At 48.5% G+C, this 17,117-nt stretch carries 15 protein-coding genes; all 15 read right to left on the minus strand.

What is annotated here, in order from left to right:
* Positions 1-102 precede the first annotated feature (102 nt).
* A complete protein-coding gene (locus tag VZT47_RS01520) occupies positions 103-1,236 on the minus strand; it encodes an HAD family hydrolase (protein ID WP_330223219.1) in 1,134 nt (377 codons plus the stop codon).
* A gap of 133 nt (positions 1,237-1,369) precedes the next feature.
* The gene (gene trmFO / locus VZT47_RS01525; protein WP_330223220.1) at positions 1,370-2,674 is read right to left on the minus strand and encodes a methylenetetrahydrofolate--tRNA-(uracil(54)-C(5))-methyltransferase (FADH(2)-oxidizing) TrmFO; all 1,305 of its coding nucleotides are present in this window, start codon (positions 2,672-2,674) and stop codon (positions 1,370-1,372) included.
* The gene (topA, locus tag VZT47_RS01530; protein ID WP_330223221.1) at positions 2,671-5,058 is read right to left on the minus strand and encodes a type I DNA topoisomerase; all 2,388 of its coding nucleotides are present in this window, start codon (positions 5,056-5,058) and stop codon (positions 2,671-2,673) included. The genes trmFO and topA overlap by 4 nt, the downstream gene beginning before the upstream one ends.
* 65 nt (positions 5,059-5,123) lie before the next feature.
* Positions 5,124-6,212, minus strand: a complete 1,089-nt coding sequence (gene dprA / locus VZT47_RS01535) for a DNA-processing protein DprA (protein ID WP_330223222.1) — start codon at positions 6,210-6,212, stop codon at positions 5,124-5,126.
* A 3-nt stretch (positions 6,213-6,215) separates the two neighbouring features.
* Complete coding sequence (locus VZT47_RS01540; RefSeq protein WP_330223223.1) at positions 6,216-7,730, minus strand: YifB family Mg chelatase-like AAA ATPase; 1,515 nt, start codon at positions 7,728-7,730, stop codon at positions 6,216-6,218.
* Between the two features lie 31 nt (positions 7,731-7,761).
* On the minus strand, positions 7,762-8,115 hold the full coding sequence (locus tag VZT47_RS01545) for a YraN family protein (protein WP_330223224.1): 354 nt from the start codon (positions 8,113-8,115) through the stop codon (positions 7,762-7,764).
* 225 nt (positions 8,116-8,340) lie between these two features.
* On the minus strand, positions 8,341-9,639 hold the full coding sequence (gene hemL / locus VZT47_RS01550; RefSeq protein WP_330223225.1) for a glutamate-1-semialdehyde 2,1-aminomutase: 1,299 nt from the start codon (positions 9,637-9,639) through the stop codon (positions 8,341-8,343).
* Positions 9,636-10,622 carry a porphobilinogen synthase gene (gene hemB / locus VZT47_RS01555; protein WP_330223226.1) on the minus strand — a complete coding sequence of 329 codons (987 nt, stop codon included), beginning with the start codon at positions 10,620-10,622 and terminating at the stop codon, positions 9,636-9,638. Before hemB ends, hemL begins: the two co-directional genes overlap by 4 nt.
* Positions 10,619-12,139 carry a uroporphyrinogen-III C-methyltransferase gene (cobA, locus tag VZT47_RS01560; protein WP_330223227.1) on the minus strand — a complete coding sequence of 507 codons (1,521 nt, stop codon included), beginning with the start codon at positions 12,137-12,139 and terminating at the stop codon, positions 10,619-10,621. Before cobA ends, hemB begins: the two co-directional genes overlap by 4 nt.
* A 20-nt stretch (positions 12,140-12,159) precedes the next feature.
* On the minus strand, positions 12,160-13,089 hold the full coding sequence (gene hemC / locus VZT47_RS01565; RefSeq protein WP_330223228.1) for a hydroxymethylbilane synthase: 930 nt from the start codon (positions 13,087-13,089) through the stop codon (positions 12,160-12,162).
* Positions 13,079-14,362, minus strand: a complete 1,284-nt coding sequence (gene hemA / locus VZT47_RS01570; RefSeq protein WP_330223229.1) for a glutamyl-tRNA reductase — start codon at positions 14,360-14,362, stop codon at positions 13,079-13,081. The genes hemC and hemA overlap by 11 nt, the downstream gene beginning before the upstream one ends.
* Positions 14,331-14,969, minus strand: a complete 639-nt coding sequence (locus VZT47_RS01575) for a precorrin-2 dehydrogenase/sirohydrochlorin ferrochelatase family protein (RefSeq protein WP_330223230.1) — start codon at positions 14,967-14,969, stop codon at positions 14,331-14,333. The genes hemA and VZT47_RS01575 overlap by 32 nt, the downstream gene beginning before the upstream one ends.
* A gap of 228 nt (positions 14,970-15,197) precedes the next feature.
* Positions 15,198-15,473, minus strand: a complete 276-nt coding sequence (locus tag VZT47_RS01580; RefSeq protein ID WP_330223231.1) for a metal-sensing transcriptional repressor — start codon at positions 15,471-15,473, stop codon at positions 15,198-15,200.
* 13 nt (positions 15,474-15,486) lie between these two features.
* Positions 15,487-16,254, minus strand: a complete 768-nt coding sequence (locus VZT47_RS01585) for a ribonuclease HII (RefSeq protein WP_330223232.1) — start codon at positions 16,252-16,254, stop codon at positions 15,487-15,489.
* Entirely contained in the window at positions 16,241-17,110 is an 870-nt protein-coding gene (gene ylqF / locus VZT47_RS01590; RefSeq protein ID WP_330223233.1) for a ribosome biogenesis GTPase YlqF, read from the minus strand. The genes VZT47_RS01585 and ylqF overlap by 14 nt, the downstream gene beginning before the upstream one ends.
* Between the last annotated feature and the right edge of the window lie 7 nt (positions 17,111-17,117).

Genomic DNA, 17,117 nt, shown 5'->3' on the forward strand with positions numbered 1-17,117 from the left:
ACCTCCTGTATTTCAAGACTTATGTTTATTCTATCATGGCCGGTATATACATGCAAAATGGAGAAGAACGGTTCCTTTTAATACTCTTGATAAATACAGCTGTCAGTGAAGAAGCTTTTCGATATCCGTAATGCGGTCTACAAAGGGGACACCGGCTTTTTCAAAAACAGGAGCCGCTTTTTTCCCTTCCAGTCCTGTCAGGATTCCTATAATGGAAGCGCCTGCCGCTTTACTCCCCAGCACATCGGAAAAGGAATCGCCGCATACGATAACCTGATCGGACGCGGATGGTTTCATTTTTTCCTCCAGATAGGCTTTATAGTTTTCCCGCTTTCTCCCATAAATGGCACAGGTAAAGATGAAGGGCTGCGGTTTATCCGGTACAGGGCAGTTAAAAAGTCCTGCCGCCTCTACGGCATCTGAAGCAGTGGCAAGGTAAAGAGGATCAAATTCCTCATACCAGTGAAACATTTTAAAAGGAATTTCCATTTCCTCCCTGGCTCTTCCGGTAGCCACGCCAAGCTCATAGCCCCGCCTCTTCAGTTCAATGAATAAAGCCCGGATACTTTCAGCCGGTGCCAGAGGCACTTCATTATGGAGAAAGCCCTTTTTCCCTCCGCTGTAAGGCGCTTTGTGAAGGAGGAGAATATATGTATCATCCCCCAGGTACCAGGCCTGAAAAGCTTCCGTGTGGATGGTCCAGAAATCACTCCGGAGTTCTGCCCAGTCTGTGGATGTTTCAAAATCATCTGCCATGGCAAGGGCAAGGTGATGAATGACATCTTCTCCCTGAAGTCCTTTGGGAACCTTTTCTTCCCATTTCCGGAGAATATCATCAGCCCCCGGTATGGGAAGTCCCATCAGGGTAAGTCCCACTTTCTTCAAATCCTCCGGGCGATGGAAGGAAAGGGAAATCTTTTCCCCGCCGGATCTTTTTTTATAGACTTCCGCCATGAGCCAGAGTGTGGTAATAAGCCTGGCATGGACCATATCCCAGTTGGAATTGATTCCCCTTGCCTTAAGCCAGGAAAGGAGGCGGTCATTTCCCCAGACACGGGCCCGGCAGGCTGCTATCTGCCCTTCCGTAATGGCATTGGGAACAAAATCATCACTTTCCGCCGGGAGCCCCATATAATCCTTGCTGTACAGGATCTCCCATACCGTAAGTGCAGATACGTCAAAATATCTTTCTTCGGATAAGAGAACGCCGTCCACGTCAAAAATAACTTTTTTCATAATTTCCTCCTGAAGATGGTCATATTTATTTTTATTCTAACACATAAAAGGGGCTGCAGGAATTATATTCAGACTTGGCCTTTCTCTGTAAAGGCAAAATAAAAAGCCTCAAGGAGGCTTTTTATTTGAATTCTTATTTTCTTTTTATCCATGTATCCAGAGAAGAAAGAGCCCGTTCTGCCAGTTTCTGATTTTTCTCCTTCTTGGGCACTTTCTTTTCAAGCGGAGGGATGAGGCCGAAATTCACGTTCATTGGCTGGAAATTTTTCCCTTCAAAGTGGGAAATATAATGGCAGAGGGCGCCAATCGCCGTTTCTTTTGGAAATGGCTCCGGTTCCTGTCCCCGGAAACGGGCTGCCGCACTATAGGCCGCCACGATTCCGGATGCCGCTGATTCCACATATCCTTCCACGCCGGTCATCTGGCCCGCAAAGAAAAGGCCCTGCCGCTTTCTGGTTTCCATAGTGGCATTCAGAAGCTCCGGCGAATCCATGTAGGTATTTCTATGCATGACACCATACCGGATGAATTCCGCATGGGACAGTCCCGGGATCATGCCAAAGACTCTCTTCTGCTCTCCCCATTTGAGATGGGTCTGGAATCCGACAATATTGTACATGGTGTCATCTTCATTATCCTGACGGAGCTGGACTACCGCATAGGGATCCTTTCCCGTCCTCGGATCCGGGAGGCCTACGGGTTTCATGGGTCCAAAACGCATGGTATCTTCGCCACGCTGGGCCATCACTTCGATAGGCATACAGCCCTCAAAAACCTTCTTGTTTTCAAAGCCGTGGACAGGGGCCATTTCCGCATGGCACAGGGCTTCCCTGAATGCCCTGTATTCTTCTTCATTCATGGGACAATTCAGATAGGCCGCTTCTCCTTTATTGTAACGGGACATACGGTAAACTACATCAAGATCCAGAGATTCCTTCGTCACGATAGGAGCTGCCGCATCATAGAAATGAAATCCTTCTCCTCCACAGAATTTCTGTATATCTTCTGCCAGAGCTCCCTCTGTCAAAGGCCCGGTGGCAATAATAACGATACCTTCCGGAGGAATGGATGAAATTTCTTCCTGAACAAATTCTACAAGCCGGTGATTCTTTACAAGGCGGGTGACTTCCCCGGCATATCCCATACGGTCTACAGCCAAAGCTCCGCCCGCAGGTACCTGATTCTCATCGGCCGCTTTCATGATGACGGAATGAAGGCGCCTCATTTCTTCTTTCAAAAGCCCTACCGCATTGGTAAGGGATGCCGCCCGAAGGGAATTACTGCAGACCAGTTCTCCGAAAAAAGATGTATGATGGGCCGGAGTCTGACGGAGAGGACGCATTTCAACCAGTCTGACAGGGATACCCATTTCCGCAAGCTGCCAGGCAGCCTCACTTCCCGCAAGGCCTGCGCCCACGACAGTTACATAATTATTCACTCTGATACTCCCGATTCTTCACTGCGACGGGTCCTGCCTGCTTTTTTGGATGAGGGACTTTCCCCGTCATTCACGCCGGAATGATTCCGCTTAGAATGGGTCGGGCAGTCAGGATTGGAGCAGGTAATAAACTCCTTTCCCGTCTTATATTTTTTCTTGACCATAATGGAGCCACAGGTGGGGCAGAACTGATTGACCGGTTCATTCCAGAGAGCCATATCACATTTCGGATACCGGCTGCAGCCATAAAAGATTTTACCTTTCCGACTCTTCCTCTGCACCATATGGCCTTCATGACATTTGGGACAGGTAATGCCGGTATCGATGACAATGGCTTTATTCGCATTGCAATTCGGGCATTTCAGGTACCGTCCATAGGGGCCCTCCCGATAGACCATAAGGGTCCCGCACTGATCACAATGCACATCGGAAACTTCTTCCTCTCCCTTGAGTACACTGTAGGGCTTGATATTCCGGCATTCCGGATAATTCGGGCAGGCCAGGTACTTACCGTAGCGGCCAACCTTCACGATCATGTTGGCACCGCATTTCTCACATTTCACATCGGTGACTACCTGGTTCTCTTTCCGTTCCTTTTCAGATTCCACATTGGCGGCTTCCAGTTCGCTGCTGAAGACTTTATAGAAATCGGTAAGGACCTTCGTATAGGTAGCATGTCCATCGGCAATTTTGTCCAGCCAGCTTTCCAGGCTGGCCGTAAAATCCACATTGATGATTCCTTCGAAATATTTTTTCAGAAGATCCGTCGTCTTGAATCCGATTTCCGTAGGGACGAACTGCTTCCCTTCTTTTACCACATACTGCCTCTTCTGAATTGTATCCAGGATAGGAGCATAGGTGGAAGGACGTCCAATCCCCTTTTCCTCCAGCGTTTTGATGAGGCTGGCTTCTGTATACCGGGGCGGCGGGGAAGTAAAATGCTGTTCCCCCTCTGTCTTCACATTTCTGACAATTTCGCCTTTTTTCAGGGATGGAAGCTCATGGATATCTTCGCCTTCCGCCTTTTTTTCTTTGGCCGACTGCATGACAGTGAATCCATCAAAAAGGACTCTGCTTCCCGTCGCCTTCAGCACACATCGTCCACTTCCCAAAAGGGCCGTAGTGGTCTGCTGTTTCTGTGGAGCCATCTGGCTTGCGATAAAGCGGTTCCAGATCAGCGTATACAGCTTGATCTGCTCCCGTGTCAGCACGGATTCCAGCGCCTCCGGCGGGAAAAGAAGGCTGGTGGGACGAATGGCTTCATGGGCATCCTGGGCCTTCTTGGATTTTGCAAATATATTTGGCTTCGGCGGCAGGTATTCTTCCCCGTATACCGATTCTATATAAGGCCGTACCTGATTGATCATTTCATCAGAAATACGGGTAGAATCCGTACGCATATAGGTAATAAGGCCCACATGACCATGTCCCGGCACTTCTATGCCTTCGTACAGTGCCTGGGCAATCGCCATAGTCCTTCTGGATGGGAAATTGAGCTTGTTGACGGCATCCTGCTGCATAGTGGATGTGGTATAGGGAGGCTTTGCCTTCCTCTGCTTCACCGACTTGACGACAGAAAGGATTTCCGCATCTTTCCCATCGATTTCAGCCACAGCCCGGTCTGACGTTTCCTTATCTGAAATCACCGCTTCTTTTCCATCAATCTGGATGAGTTTTGCAGTAAATTTTTCCCGGTCATCTTTCTGATAAATTCCCTCAATCGTCCAGTACTCTTCCGGCTTGAAGGCTTTGATTTCTTCTTCCCTTTCACAGATAAGGCGGGTTGCCACGGATTGCACGCGGCCGGCCGAAAGTCCCCGATAAATCTGTTTCCAGAGCCAGGGGGAAAGTTTATATCCCACGAGACGATCCAGTACGCGTCTTGCCTGCTGGGCATCGACGCGGTTCATATCAATCGGTCCGGGATGGGCAATGGCTGCCCTGATAGCCGGCGGGGTAATTTCATGAAAAGCGATTCGTACATGATCAGCAGGATTGACGTCAAGAAGCTTTGACAGATGCCAGGAAATCGCTTCGCCTTCACGATCGGGGTCCGTTGCCAGAAGCACGTCCCTGGCCCGGTTGGCTTCCTTCTGTAAATCCTTAATGACAGACTCCCGTTCCACGGAATCCACATATTCCGGGGTAAAACCGTCATCGATGTCGACCCCCAGCGTTTTCTTCGGAAGATCCCGCAGATGACCTTTCGAAGCCATGACTTTATAATCGGGACCAAGGATCCGTTCAATCGTCTTTGCTTTTGCCGGTGATTCCACGACTACCAGATGCTTTCCTTTAGGATTGGGTTTTCTCATGAATGTAATTTCACCGGTCTTGCGGCCTTTTCTTTTCTTTGTAATTGTAATCGTTCTTGTAATGGGCAAGATGAATCCTCCCTGAAGAAATGAAGTCCATATAAATCCAAAGATTACCCGAGGTTTATAACTGTTCAGCTTTTGATTACGATATACCTGCCGGGGCCGGTTTCCTTAATATATCCTTTCAACTGCAGTTGAAGGAGGAGCATAGTCAATTTCACCACAGACAAACCGGACTGCTGAATGATATCCTCCGCAGTAATCTCATTTTCCGTACAGCAGAAACGATACACCAATTCTTCTTCCAATGTCAACTGTTCTTTGAAAACTTTTTCTTTGCCCGGCTTTTCTACCGCACCCCAGCCATATTCGCTGAGCACATCTTTGTATGAAGTACAGCAGATAGCCCCATTCCGTATTAACTGGTTCGTCCCTTTGCAGGAGGGAATATAGATGCTCCCGGGTACGGAAAAAACATCCCTTCCCTCTTCCAGGGCAAAATCAGAAGTGATCAGGGAGCCACTCCGCTCCGCCGCTTCCACGACAATAACTCCCCTTGCCATGCCGGAAATAATACGGTTCCTGGCAGGAAACTGCCGTCCCAGGGGAGGTGTCCCCAGCGGATATTCGGAAATAAGGGTCCCTCCATTTTCAACAATCTGGAGAAAAAGATTCCTGTTTTCCGGCGGATAGACCCGGTCCAGGCCGCAGGCGGCTACTACAATAGTTTTTCCCTTTCCTTCCAGTGCTCCTTTATGGGCGGCGCTGTCAATTCCTCTGGCACCTCCGGAAACAATGGTTACTTCCTGCTTTGCCAGTTCCCTGGAAAAAGTTCCTGCCGTCTGGATTCCATAGGAAGTAGCTTTTCTGGAGCCCACTACGGCAATCAATTTTTCATCGGCTGGCACGGCCCCTTTATAAAAGAGGACCGCCGGCGGATTGGAAGTTGTTGCAAGGAGGGGTGGATAATCTTCATCTTCCCAGGTGCAGCAGCGGATATCTGCCTTAAATAATTCCTCTTCTACCCGGTCCGGGTCTGTCGTATGCCGCCATTCCAGAAAAGCCGCTTCGGTCTTCCCTTTTAAAATCTTCGCATTGCGTATATCCCCATCGGATGCTTTCCATACATCTTCCGGCGTATTAAAGAATTCAATGAGTCCCCGCATGTGTTTCGCGCCAAGGCCCGGGCATCCCGGAAGGGCAGCCGCATACTTATCCATAACTTACCTCCGGGGAATCATATTCCGATAACTGATGGCCTCTGCGACATGATCCGACTGAATCTGTTCTTTCCCGTCCAGATCAGCAATGGTCCTTGCCACTTTGATAATGCGGTCATAGCTTCGTGCCGATAAATGAAGTTTTTCAAAAACCTCCCTCAGCATTTCCGTACCATCTTTATCCAGTGCGCAGGTTTCTTTCAGCTGCCGGTGGCCCATCTGGGCATTGTTCTGCATATGCCAGCGTGAAAGCCGTTCTGCCTGAATCGCCCTTGCCGAGGCCACCCGGGCAGCTATATCTTTAGAGGCTTCTCCCTTGATAGTTGCCGTCAATTCACTGTATTTAGGCCGCTGCACCGATACATGAAGATCAATTCTATCCAGCAGAGGGCCTGAAATCTTTCGCCCGTAACTCCTTATTTCCCCATCCGTGCAGGTACAGGGATGATCAGGATCCCCCAGATAGCCGCAGGGACATGGATTCATGGCTGCAATAAGAATAAAATCCGCGGGGTAAGTGAACGATGCATTCACTCTGGAAATATGAACCTCCCTGTCCTCAAGGGGCTGGCGGAGCACTTCCAATACGGATCTTGGAAATTCAGGAAGTTCATCAAGGAACAGTACGCCCCGGTGAGCCAGCGTCACTTCTCCCGGACGGGGAATCGTACCGCCGCCGATAAGGCCGGCCATGGAAATCGTATGATGCGGGCTCCTGAAAGGTCTTTCCCTGATGATGTCCTGTGCTTTGAAAAGTCCGGCTACGCTGTAAATTTTCGTGACTTCCAGTGCTTCTTCCCTTGTCATGGGCGGAAGAATGGTGGTAATTCGGCGGGCAAGCATAGTCTTTCCTGAGCCCGGAGGTCCGGTCATGAGCATATTATGGGCACCGGCCGCCGCAATTTCCATAGCCCTTTTCGCCATGAACTGTCCCTGCACTTCGGCAAAATCCACATCGCTCATGATTTCCTGTCTTGTTTCATGGCGCACTGCCGGCGGCAGGGGTTCTTTCCCTATCAGGAATTCCACCAGCTCCCTAAGTGTCTTTGGACCATAAACCTCTATATTTTCACAGAGAAGAGCTTCATTGGTCACTCCAGGGGCCATGAAGAAACGGGATATCCCCGCTTCTTTCCCCGCAAGTACCATGGAAAGAATGCCGGGAACCGGCCGTATTTCTCCCTTTAAGGATAGTTCTCCAATAAAAATCGTATCGGTCAGGCATTCCGCAGGAATTTCACCACTCGCTGCCAGAAGCCCGATGGCAATGGGCAAATCCAGACCGGAACCATCCTTCTTCAAATCCGCCGGCGCCAGATTGACCGTGACCTTGTCGACAGGAAAATGATAACCGGAATTCCGAATGGCCGAATGGACCCGTTCCTTCGATTCCTTGATGGAAGCTGCCGGAAGTCCGACGATATCAAAAGCAGGTACCGCTTTGTTGATATCTACTTCCACACCGATTACATGCCCGTTAAGCCCGAAAGTGGTCGTTCCCAGAACTTTTGAATACATAGGCATTTCTCCTTATTGGTCAAAATTCTGTTCAGAAAGCATTCTTTATATGACGATATCTGGCAGTCCCTCCGGGCTCCGCCAGGATTTCCACCACATCAAAACGGATTCTTCTTCCTTCGATACGGCGGCCCAGAAGGTACATTCTGGCCGTATAACGGATATGCTGCTGTTTTACCGGCCTCACCGATTCCACCGGTTCGCCATACCTTCGATTGTGCCGGCTTTTAACCTCCACAAAGACCAGAGTTTCCCCATCTTCCATAATCAGATCGATTTCGCCATGAGCACTTTTGAAATTCCGCCTGATAAACCGATATCCTTTTTTCATCAGGTAAACTTTTGCAAGGCTTTCTCCATCATTCCCAAAAGCGGTAGTCTGCATGGTACCTCCTGCTGAAAGAATGTTCAATTTTCTCTTTCTATTCATTGTAAGATTGAATGAAATGATTCGTCAATGAGTAAAAGCAATTCATAAATAAATAGTATGAATTAACGATTTGTTATGATATTCAGTAATGATTTAAATCATATTTTGAAAAATATATTATGAAATTGATTGTAAAAAAATCCCGGGTCTCTTGGCGAGATCCGGGATTTTTTATAAAAATTATGCTTTTGCTGCGGCTTCCATTGCCTTTTCAGCTGCACGAATGGTCACTTCGATGTCCTCATCACTGTGTGCAAAGGACATGAACAAAGTTTCAAAAGGAGAAGGTGCCAGATAAATATGCTGATCCAGCATGGAGAGGAACCAGGCTTTGAACTGTTTCGCATTGGCAGCGCAGGCATCCTGGTAGTTCAGGACTTCCTTATCGGAGAAGAAAATGCCAAACATGGAGCCGGACTGATGGCATACCAGTGGTACTCCCGCTTTGTCGGCAGCCTTTTTCCAGCCTTCCAGAAGAACCCTGGTCTTCTTTTCGAGAATCCGATCGAAATCAGGAGTAGCCATCATCTGCTTCAGTGTTTCAATACCGGCAGTCACGGCCAGAGGATTTCCGGAAAGAGTTCCTGCCTGATAAACACTTCCATCCGGGGCGATGCAGTTCATGATTTCCCTGCGTCCGCCATAAGCGGCAGCCGGAAGGCCCCCGCCAATGATTTTGCCAAGGCAGGTCAGATCCGGATGAATATGGTATCTTGACTGGGCACCATGGAAAGCCGTACGGAAACCGCACATGACTTCATCAAATATAAGGACTGTACCATGTTTTTCAGTTTCCTTCCGGAGCGTATCAAGGAATCCATCTACCGGCGGGACGCAGCACATATTTCCTGCTACCGGTTCTACAATGACAGCAGCGATTTCATCGCCCTGTTCATCCATGATCCGGGTAAATGCGGGAATATTATTATAGGGTACGACAAGGGTATCTTTGGCCGTTCCTTTTGTTACCCCGGCTGAATCAGGACTTCCAAAAGTAGCCGCACCGGAGCCGGCCTTTACAAGAAGGCTGTCCCCATGTCCATGATAACATCCTTCAAATTTCAGGATTTTATCTCGTCCCGTATAGCCGCGGGCTGCACGAAGTGCGCTCATGGTAGCCTCAGTACCGGAATTGACCATACGCATCTTTTCGATGGAAGGATATACTTCATGAATCAGCTTGGCGATTTCCGTTTCTATCAGCGTGGGAGCCCCATAACTGGTGCTTCGTTCTGCGGCTTTCTGAATGGCAGAAATCACGGCAGGATGAGCATGACCAAGGACCATGGGCCCCCAGGAACCTACATAATCAATGTAAGTATTTCCATCAATATCAGTAATATGAGAGCCTTTTGCCTCTTTGATGAAAGGTGGCGGGCAGCCCATATGGGGATAGGAACGAACAGGACTGTTGACTCCCCCCGGCATGTAAAGCCGGGCTTCCTCAAAGGCAGCCTTCGATTTTTCCAGGCTGATCATAACCCTTTTTCCTCCTTCATCCATTTGGCCACGTCAGGTGCATGGTAGGAAATAATGATATCCGCACCGGCCCGTTTCATGCAGAGCAGGGATTCCATGACGATTCTCTTTTCATCAATCCAGCCCTTTGCTGCTGCCGCCTTGACCATGGCATATTCGCCGGACACATTATACGTTGCAACAGGGCGGTTTACATGGTCACGAACCTGACGGACGATATCCAGATAGGCCAGAGCCGGTTTTACCATGATGATATCTGCTCCTTCTTCCATATCCAGATCCACTTCCTTCATGGCTTCCCTGCTGTTTGCCGGGTCCATCTGGTAACCCCTGCGGTCACCAAACTGGGGAGCAGAATCGGCAGCATCACGGAACGGTCCATAATAGCCGGATGCATATTTGACTGCATAAGACATAATGGAAACATCCTGAAGGTCATTGGCATCCAGGGTTTCACGGATTTTCGCAATACGGCCATCCATCATATCAGACGGTGCCACAATGTCCGCGCCGCATTCAGCCTGGGAAAGAGCCACTTTGGCAAGCAACTCAAGGGTTGGATCATTATCTACTTCATGACCCTTCAGCTGGCCACAGTGACCACTCTTCGTATACTGGCAGAGACACACGTCGCCTACGATAACGAGTTCCGGTACCGCTGCCTTGATGGCTTTCATAGCACGCTGCACAGGACTTGTCATATCCCAGGCGGAAGATCCGATATCATCCTTGTATTCCGGAAGGCCGAAAACTTCCACGGCAGGAATACCCATTTTATAAATTTCTTCAGCTACCTTCACCGCGTTATCAACGGAGAGATGGTACTGTCCCGGCATACTTGGAATTTCTTCTTTAATATTGGTTCCAGGCACAACGAAAATAGGATAAACGAAATCATTGAGTTCCAGGGAATTTTCCCTGACCATGGAACGGATCGCTTCCGTTCTTCTGAGACGTCTTGGGCGAAGAGTATTTAATTTCATTTCTGACTGACTCCTTCTTCAATGGCATGAACAAGACCATCAATTGTAAAAACTTTGGAAATAATAGATGGTTCCAGATTATATTTCCTGCAGGTGTCTGCCGTAATGGGCCCGATACAGGCAAGGGTTACGCCCTTTAAAAGCTCACCTTTCCCATCAAGCTGGTTCATCAGGTTGTAAACCGTTGATGAACTGGTAAAAGTAATCATATCGGCATCATGATTCCGGAGAGTTTCAATCAGTTTCTCTTTATTCTCCTCATCCGATACGGTCTGGTATGCTTCTACCACATCCACAGAACAGCCCAAATCACGCAGTCCTTCCGGAAGAACACTTCTTGCCACTTTTGCCCTGGCAAGAAGAATCTTCTCATTTCCTTTAAGGAGGGGTTTCATAACGGCAAGCAGATTTTCTGCCTTGTATTTTTCAGGCACACAATCTGCCCTTATGCCATGGCGGGCAAGCCAGCGGGCCGTTGCCGGTCCGATGGCACCGATTTTCAGATGGCCCAGGGCCCTGGTATCCATTCCTTTATCATAAAGCCGTTTGAAGAAATAGTCCACCCCATTCTGGCTTGTAAAAAGCAGCCAGTCGTAAGTTGAAATGTGTTCAAGCGCCTCATCCATTCCTTTATAGTTATCGGAAGGCTCTTTAATAGCAATTGTCGGAATCTCGATGGTTTCTGCACCTTTTTCATTCAGCACATCCACGAGACGGGAGGCCTGGGATCTCGAGCGCGTAACGATGATTCGCTTTCCAAAAAGGGGACGGTTATCAAACCACCTCATATCCTGCCGAAGATTGACCACATCTCCGACAATGAATACCGCCGGCGGCTTAATGCCGAGTTTCTTAACATCTTCCGATGCATTTTCCAGCGTCGTGGTATACGTTTCCTGATAAGGACGGGTGCCCCAGCGGACAAAGGCTGCCGGCGTAACCTTGCTTCTACCGTATTTAATCAGTTGGGAAGCAATCATGGCCGTATTAGACACGCCCATAAGGAAAATCAGTGTGTCCACTCCACCGGCGAGCTTGTCCCAGTGAATGGAAGATTCATTTTTTGTCGGGTCTTCATGACCGGTAATGACAGCAAAAGATGCTGCTATTTTACGGTGGGTCACCGGGATTCCTGCGTAAGCCGGAGCGGCAATAGCACTCGTTACGCCGGGGACTTCCTCAAACGGCACGCCTGCCTCTTTGAGGACTTCGATTTCCTCCCCGCCGCGGCCGAAAACAAAGGGGTCTCCGCCTTTCAGACGGGCAACAACTTTTCCCTCTTTTCCCTTTTCTGCCAGGAGGAGACTGATATCATGCTGCTTCATGGTATGATTGCCTGCCTTCTTGCCGACATAAATATATTCGGCCTCCGGATTCATGAAGCGGAGAAGCCTTTTATCGGCAAGATAATCGCCAACTACCACATCAGCTTCTTCCAGGCATCTTTTCCCCTTAATCGTCAGAAGTTCCGGATCTCCCGGCCCTGCACCAATCAGATAAACTTTCCCTTTTTTCATAAAATTCTCCTCAAATACAATCAGATTTTCTGAAGCGTCTCCAGAATCTGTCTTCCCCCGGCATCCAGCAGTTTTTCCGCGATGGAACTTCCCAGTGATTCTGCAGCATCAATGGTTCCTGTATTCTCAGCACGATACAGTTCTTTCCCATCAGGAGAAGCAATAAAAGCCTTTACTTCCATATTTCCCTTCCCTGACGGTATGGCATAAATCCCCGCCGGCACTTTGCAGTCTCCGCCGACTTTGGCAAGAAAAGCCCGTTCAGCCCGGATGCAGGAAGCCACTTCCTTATTGTGAAGGAAAGAAATCAGATCCAGTGTACACTGATCAGAAGACCTGGCTTCAATGGCCATGACTCCCTGGCCGGCGGCAGGAATGCTGTCATCTGTGGAAATATATGAAGTAATCCGGTCTCCCAGCCCCAGCCGTTTCAGCCCGGCTGCAGCCAGAATCACCGCATCAAAATCTCCTTCATCCAGGTGGCGGAGACGGGTCTGTACATTTCCACGAAGGGATCGTACATCAAGGTCATTTCTCCAGTGAAGAAGCTGGGCCTGACGACGAAGACTGGATGTCCCCACCCGGGCATGAAGCGGAAGTTCTTTCAGGGATTTATATGTATTGGAAACAAAAGAATCTCTTGGATCTTCCCTGTCCGTAACGGCAGCAATCGTAAGGCCTTCCGGACAGGCTGCCGTCATATCTTTCAAAGAATGAACCGCAATATCCGCTTTCCCTTCCAGAAGGATGACTTCCAGTTCCTTGATAAAAAGACCTTTACCGCCAATTTCCACCAGGGGACGATCCAGTATCTGATCTCCTTTGGTGGTTACAGGTAAAAGTTCAACCTGAAGGGAAGGATACTGTTCCCGAAGTCGGTCAGCCACATAGTTTGCCTGCCAGAGTGCCAGAAGGCTTTCCCGGGTTGCGATAGTTATTTTATTTTTCAAGTTCCTGCCCCTTTCTGACGTCCAGTTTAAAGAGACGGGTAACCGCTTTCTTATCTCTCGATTCCCATTCTGTTCCCGCGAATTCATTCAGCTGAATCATGGGTTCTCTTAAAATTTTACGAACAATCATGTGAGTCATGTGAGAAAGCACACGGCAGTCTTCCTCCGTAAGGCCTTCTATTTTAGCAAGTCCCCTGCGCAATTCACGCTGCCGGATTTCCTCTGCCTTGTCGGAAAGAGAAACCATGACAGGCCGTGTACTTAAATAGCGGAAACGATCTTCAATGGATTTGATTTCCTCTTCCGCAATGACTTTGGCTCTCTCCGCCTCTTCTTTGCGGAACCGGATATTATTGGCTACGATTTCCTGCAGATGGTCGATATTATAAAGAGTAACATTTCTGATATTTCCTACTTCCGGCTCAATATCGCAGGGAACGGCGATATCGATCGCCACCAGCGGTTTTGCACCGCGCCGCATCATCAGATTCCGCACATCCCAGGCTTTGACGATATACTGGGAAGCGCCGGTTGCAGTGACCATGATATCCACGTCGTCCGCATGGGAAAGGGCATTTGTAAAAGGAACTGCTTCCCCATTGATTTTCTTTGCCAGTTCCTCTGCCTTGTCCAGATGACGGTTGGTAACAATGACTTTTTTCAGGCCTTTGCCCTGCAGGTTTTTCACCAGAAGCTCCGCTGCCTCTCCGGCACCAAAAACCATAGCCGTTTTTTCAGAAAGACTGCCAAGAATCTTTTCTGCCAGTTTGACTGCCGCATAACTGACAGAGACAGCGCTGTAGGAAATACGGGTTTCCGTGCGAACCCGTTTTCCGGTAGTAATTGCCCTGTGAAAAAGAGTATTCAGGATTGTCTTTGTTGCTTTTTCTGAAAGCGCCATGGTATAGGCAGTTTTAATCTGGTTTAAAATCTGGCTTTCACCAATCACCATGGAATCAAGGCCGGATGCCACTTCAAACAGATGGCGGATACATTCTTCCCCTTCAAAATAGAAGAAATATTCTTTTTTGGCTTCACTGTTCCCGGAAAGAGCGAGAAAGAATTTTCCCAAAGTTTCCTTTGCAGACTTATCTTTAAGAACAGCGTAAATTTCAGTCCGGTTACAAGTGGAAAGAACCACTGCCTCCTCTATGCCCTCCTGTTCATCAAGATGGCGGAGCCCGCTCCTGGCGCTCTCCTCGGAAATAGCAAACTGTTCCCGGATATCTACGGAAACCGTTTTATGGTTCAGTCCTAAAACGACCAATTGCATGACGTACACACTCCTCTGCTTCGTCCAACTTCCCTGAAAGGACCAGATTCATGATCTGGTCACTAAAAACGGAATGCCAGAAGCATTCCCTTGCCCGGCTGGAAGAGAGTTCATCCGGAAGCCCTTCCCGAATCACGCTCACCCGGTCAAGCCAGGCACCAAAAGAAGGGGGAATCTCCCTCTCCAGCCATGTTTTTATATATTTTGCCATGGCAGGAGACCGGCCATTGGTGGAAATGGCAAATCCGATTCCTCCCGTTTCAAAACCGGCAGGCAGAGAACAGTTTCCCAAAGATGGAAAATCCGCCCCATTGTACAGAAAAAAATGATTCAAAGCTTCTTTCCGTACCTGTTCTGCCACATTTCTTACTCCACAGGCTGTCACCACGAAATGATACCCTGCAGTATCTCCAGGCTTATAAAAAGCCTGCTTCCATTGGATGCGATTTTTCCGATACAATTCCATAAGTTCTTCCGAAAGAGCCGGTGCCAGTACCGTTACCTCTGCTCCTTCATGAAGAAGTTTACTGACTTTTCTCAGAGCTATATGGCCGCCCCCGATAACGAGGCAGCTCATATCCCTGACCTTGATGTTGACCGGATACAAATAGAAATCCTCCGCGGGACAACAAAAATTCATGGCATTTATGTTTTCATTATCTGCCACTTTTAAAATTGTAACACTCAAAAAAGGAAGTAGCAATAAAATCAGCGGACGCTTCCGAATTTTTAATCAAATTGTATTTTAAAATAATTATTTTTAATTTTATTATTGTTTTTTTATTATTGTTTTTTTGATTCATTCTTAAATTATTTATGGATTAATGTTGAACTCTTATATTATATTAGAAAATCTTTCCACCGCCTTGGCAAACTTGGCGATGGTCTCCTCCGCATTCCCCTGTTCGATACCATCCCGCACACAGTGCTGCAGATGACCTTCCAGAATGATCTGCCCCACCTTGTGAAGGGCCGACTTGGCTGCATTGACCTGTGTAATGATATCCTCACAGGGAATATCCTCATCTACCATCCTGTCGATAGCCTGAACCTGTCCGATAATTTTCTTTAAACGACGATGGAGATTTTCCGAATCCATACATTGTTTCATGGTATACTCCTCTCTAATATCTGCCCAGAACCATGCTTTTCACCGGTTCAAAACTTCTCCTGTGGATAGGAGTCACCCCCAGCTCTTCTAAAGCATGAATATGCTCTGCCGTACCATATCCCTTGTTTTTGGCAAAACCGTAACCCGGATATTCCCTGTCATACTCATCCATCAGATGATCCCGATATACTTTAGCCACGATTGACGCGGCAGCTACAGAAGCGCTTCGGGCGTCACCATGAATCATGGATACCGTGGGGAAGGGAAAATGGAGAGGCATGGCATCCACAATGACTGCATCGGGCTGCACTTTCAGGTTTTTTACTGCCTGATACATGGCCATCATGGTCGCTTCATAAATATTTACAGCATCAATCTCTTCCGGCGGAAGGCTGTAAATGGAAATATCCACAGCTTCCTCATGGATTTTCTTTGAAAGTTCCTCCCGGTGAACGGGCGTTACTTTCTTGGAATCATTCAACCCTGCCGCAAACCAGTGAGGCTTCAGAATGACAGCTGCCACCGTCACCGGCCCGGCCAGAGGTCCCCTTCCAACTTCATCTATACCGGCTATGAGATTCATGCCTTTTTTATAAAAACTGCTTTCCACCTCATACATGGATTCCACACGCAATTTTTCCCGGCTCAGCTTCTCAAGTCTTTTCATGTAGGCCTGCACAAGGTTCTGTACCCCTTTACGGGAATCGGAGAATATTTCCTGCAGTACTTCTTCCGGAACGTCATCTTTCTGCAATATTTCACGGATTTCAGCTATTTTCATGTCTATCCTCCGAAGGCAGGGGATCCAGGGTAATCCGTCCCAGCCTGCCGCTTCTGAAATCACGGAGCACTACCGTTTCCGCGCGATCATAATCGATGGCGCCTCCCGGAAGGAGACATCCTCTCCTGCGGCCGGCTGCTTCCAGAAGAAGCTGGGGATCCTGATGCACATCTTCTATGCGATACACTTCCTTCAGTACCTGCGGCGCCGTTTCTGCCAGAGAAGAAAGAAGAACCGGAACCACTTCATCCGGATTAAATACATCACCGGCAATAGCCCCGGTAGCGGCGAGCCGGAGAGCCGCAGTCTGGTCATCAAACTTTGGCCACAAAACTCCGGGCGTATCCAGAAGATCGAGCCCTTCTGAAAGACGAACCCACTGTTTTCCCCGGGTGTGGCCCGGCGTATTGGCCGTTCTGGCCGCCGCCGTGCCGGCAAGGAAATTGATTAAGGAAGATTTGCCAACATTGGGAATCCCCAGAATCATAATACGTACGGAACGGGCTTTAAGCCCTCTCCTCTGCCATTTAGCCAGAACCGGCGCTGCGGTCTCACGAATCAGCGCAAGCAGTTTCTTTTTATTTTTCGCATTCCCAACGCTCATAGGCACCACCGGAATATCCCTTCTCCGGTAGTAACTCACCCATTTATCCGTTTCCTTCGGATCTGCAAGATCCGCCTTATTCAGGATTACGATTCTCGGTTTTCCCTGTACCAGTTCATCCACCATGGGGTTGGCACTGGAAGCGGGAATCCTGGCATCCAGAAGTTCTGCCACCACATCTACCGCTTTCAGATGGGCTTCAATCATTCTTTTCGTCTTGGTCATATGACCGGGGAACCATTGAATCAGCATTTTGTCC

The organism is Dialister sp. (assembly GCF_036343215.1).
Lineage (GTDB): Bacteria > Bacillota > Negativicutes > Veillonellales > Dialisteraceae > Dialister.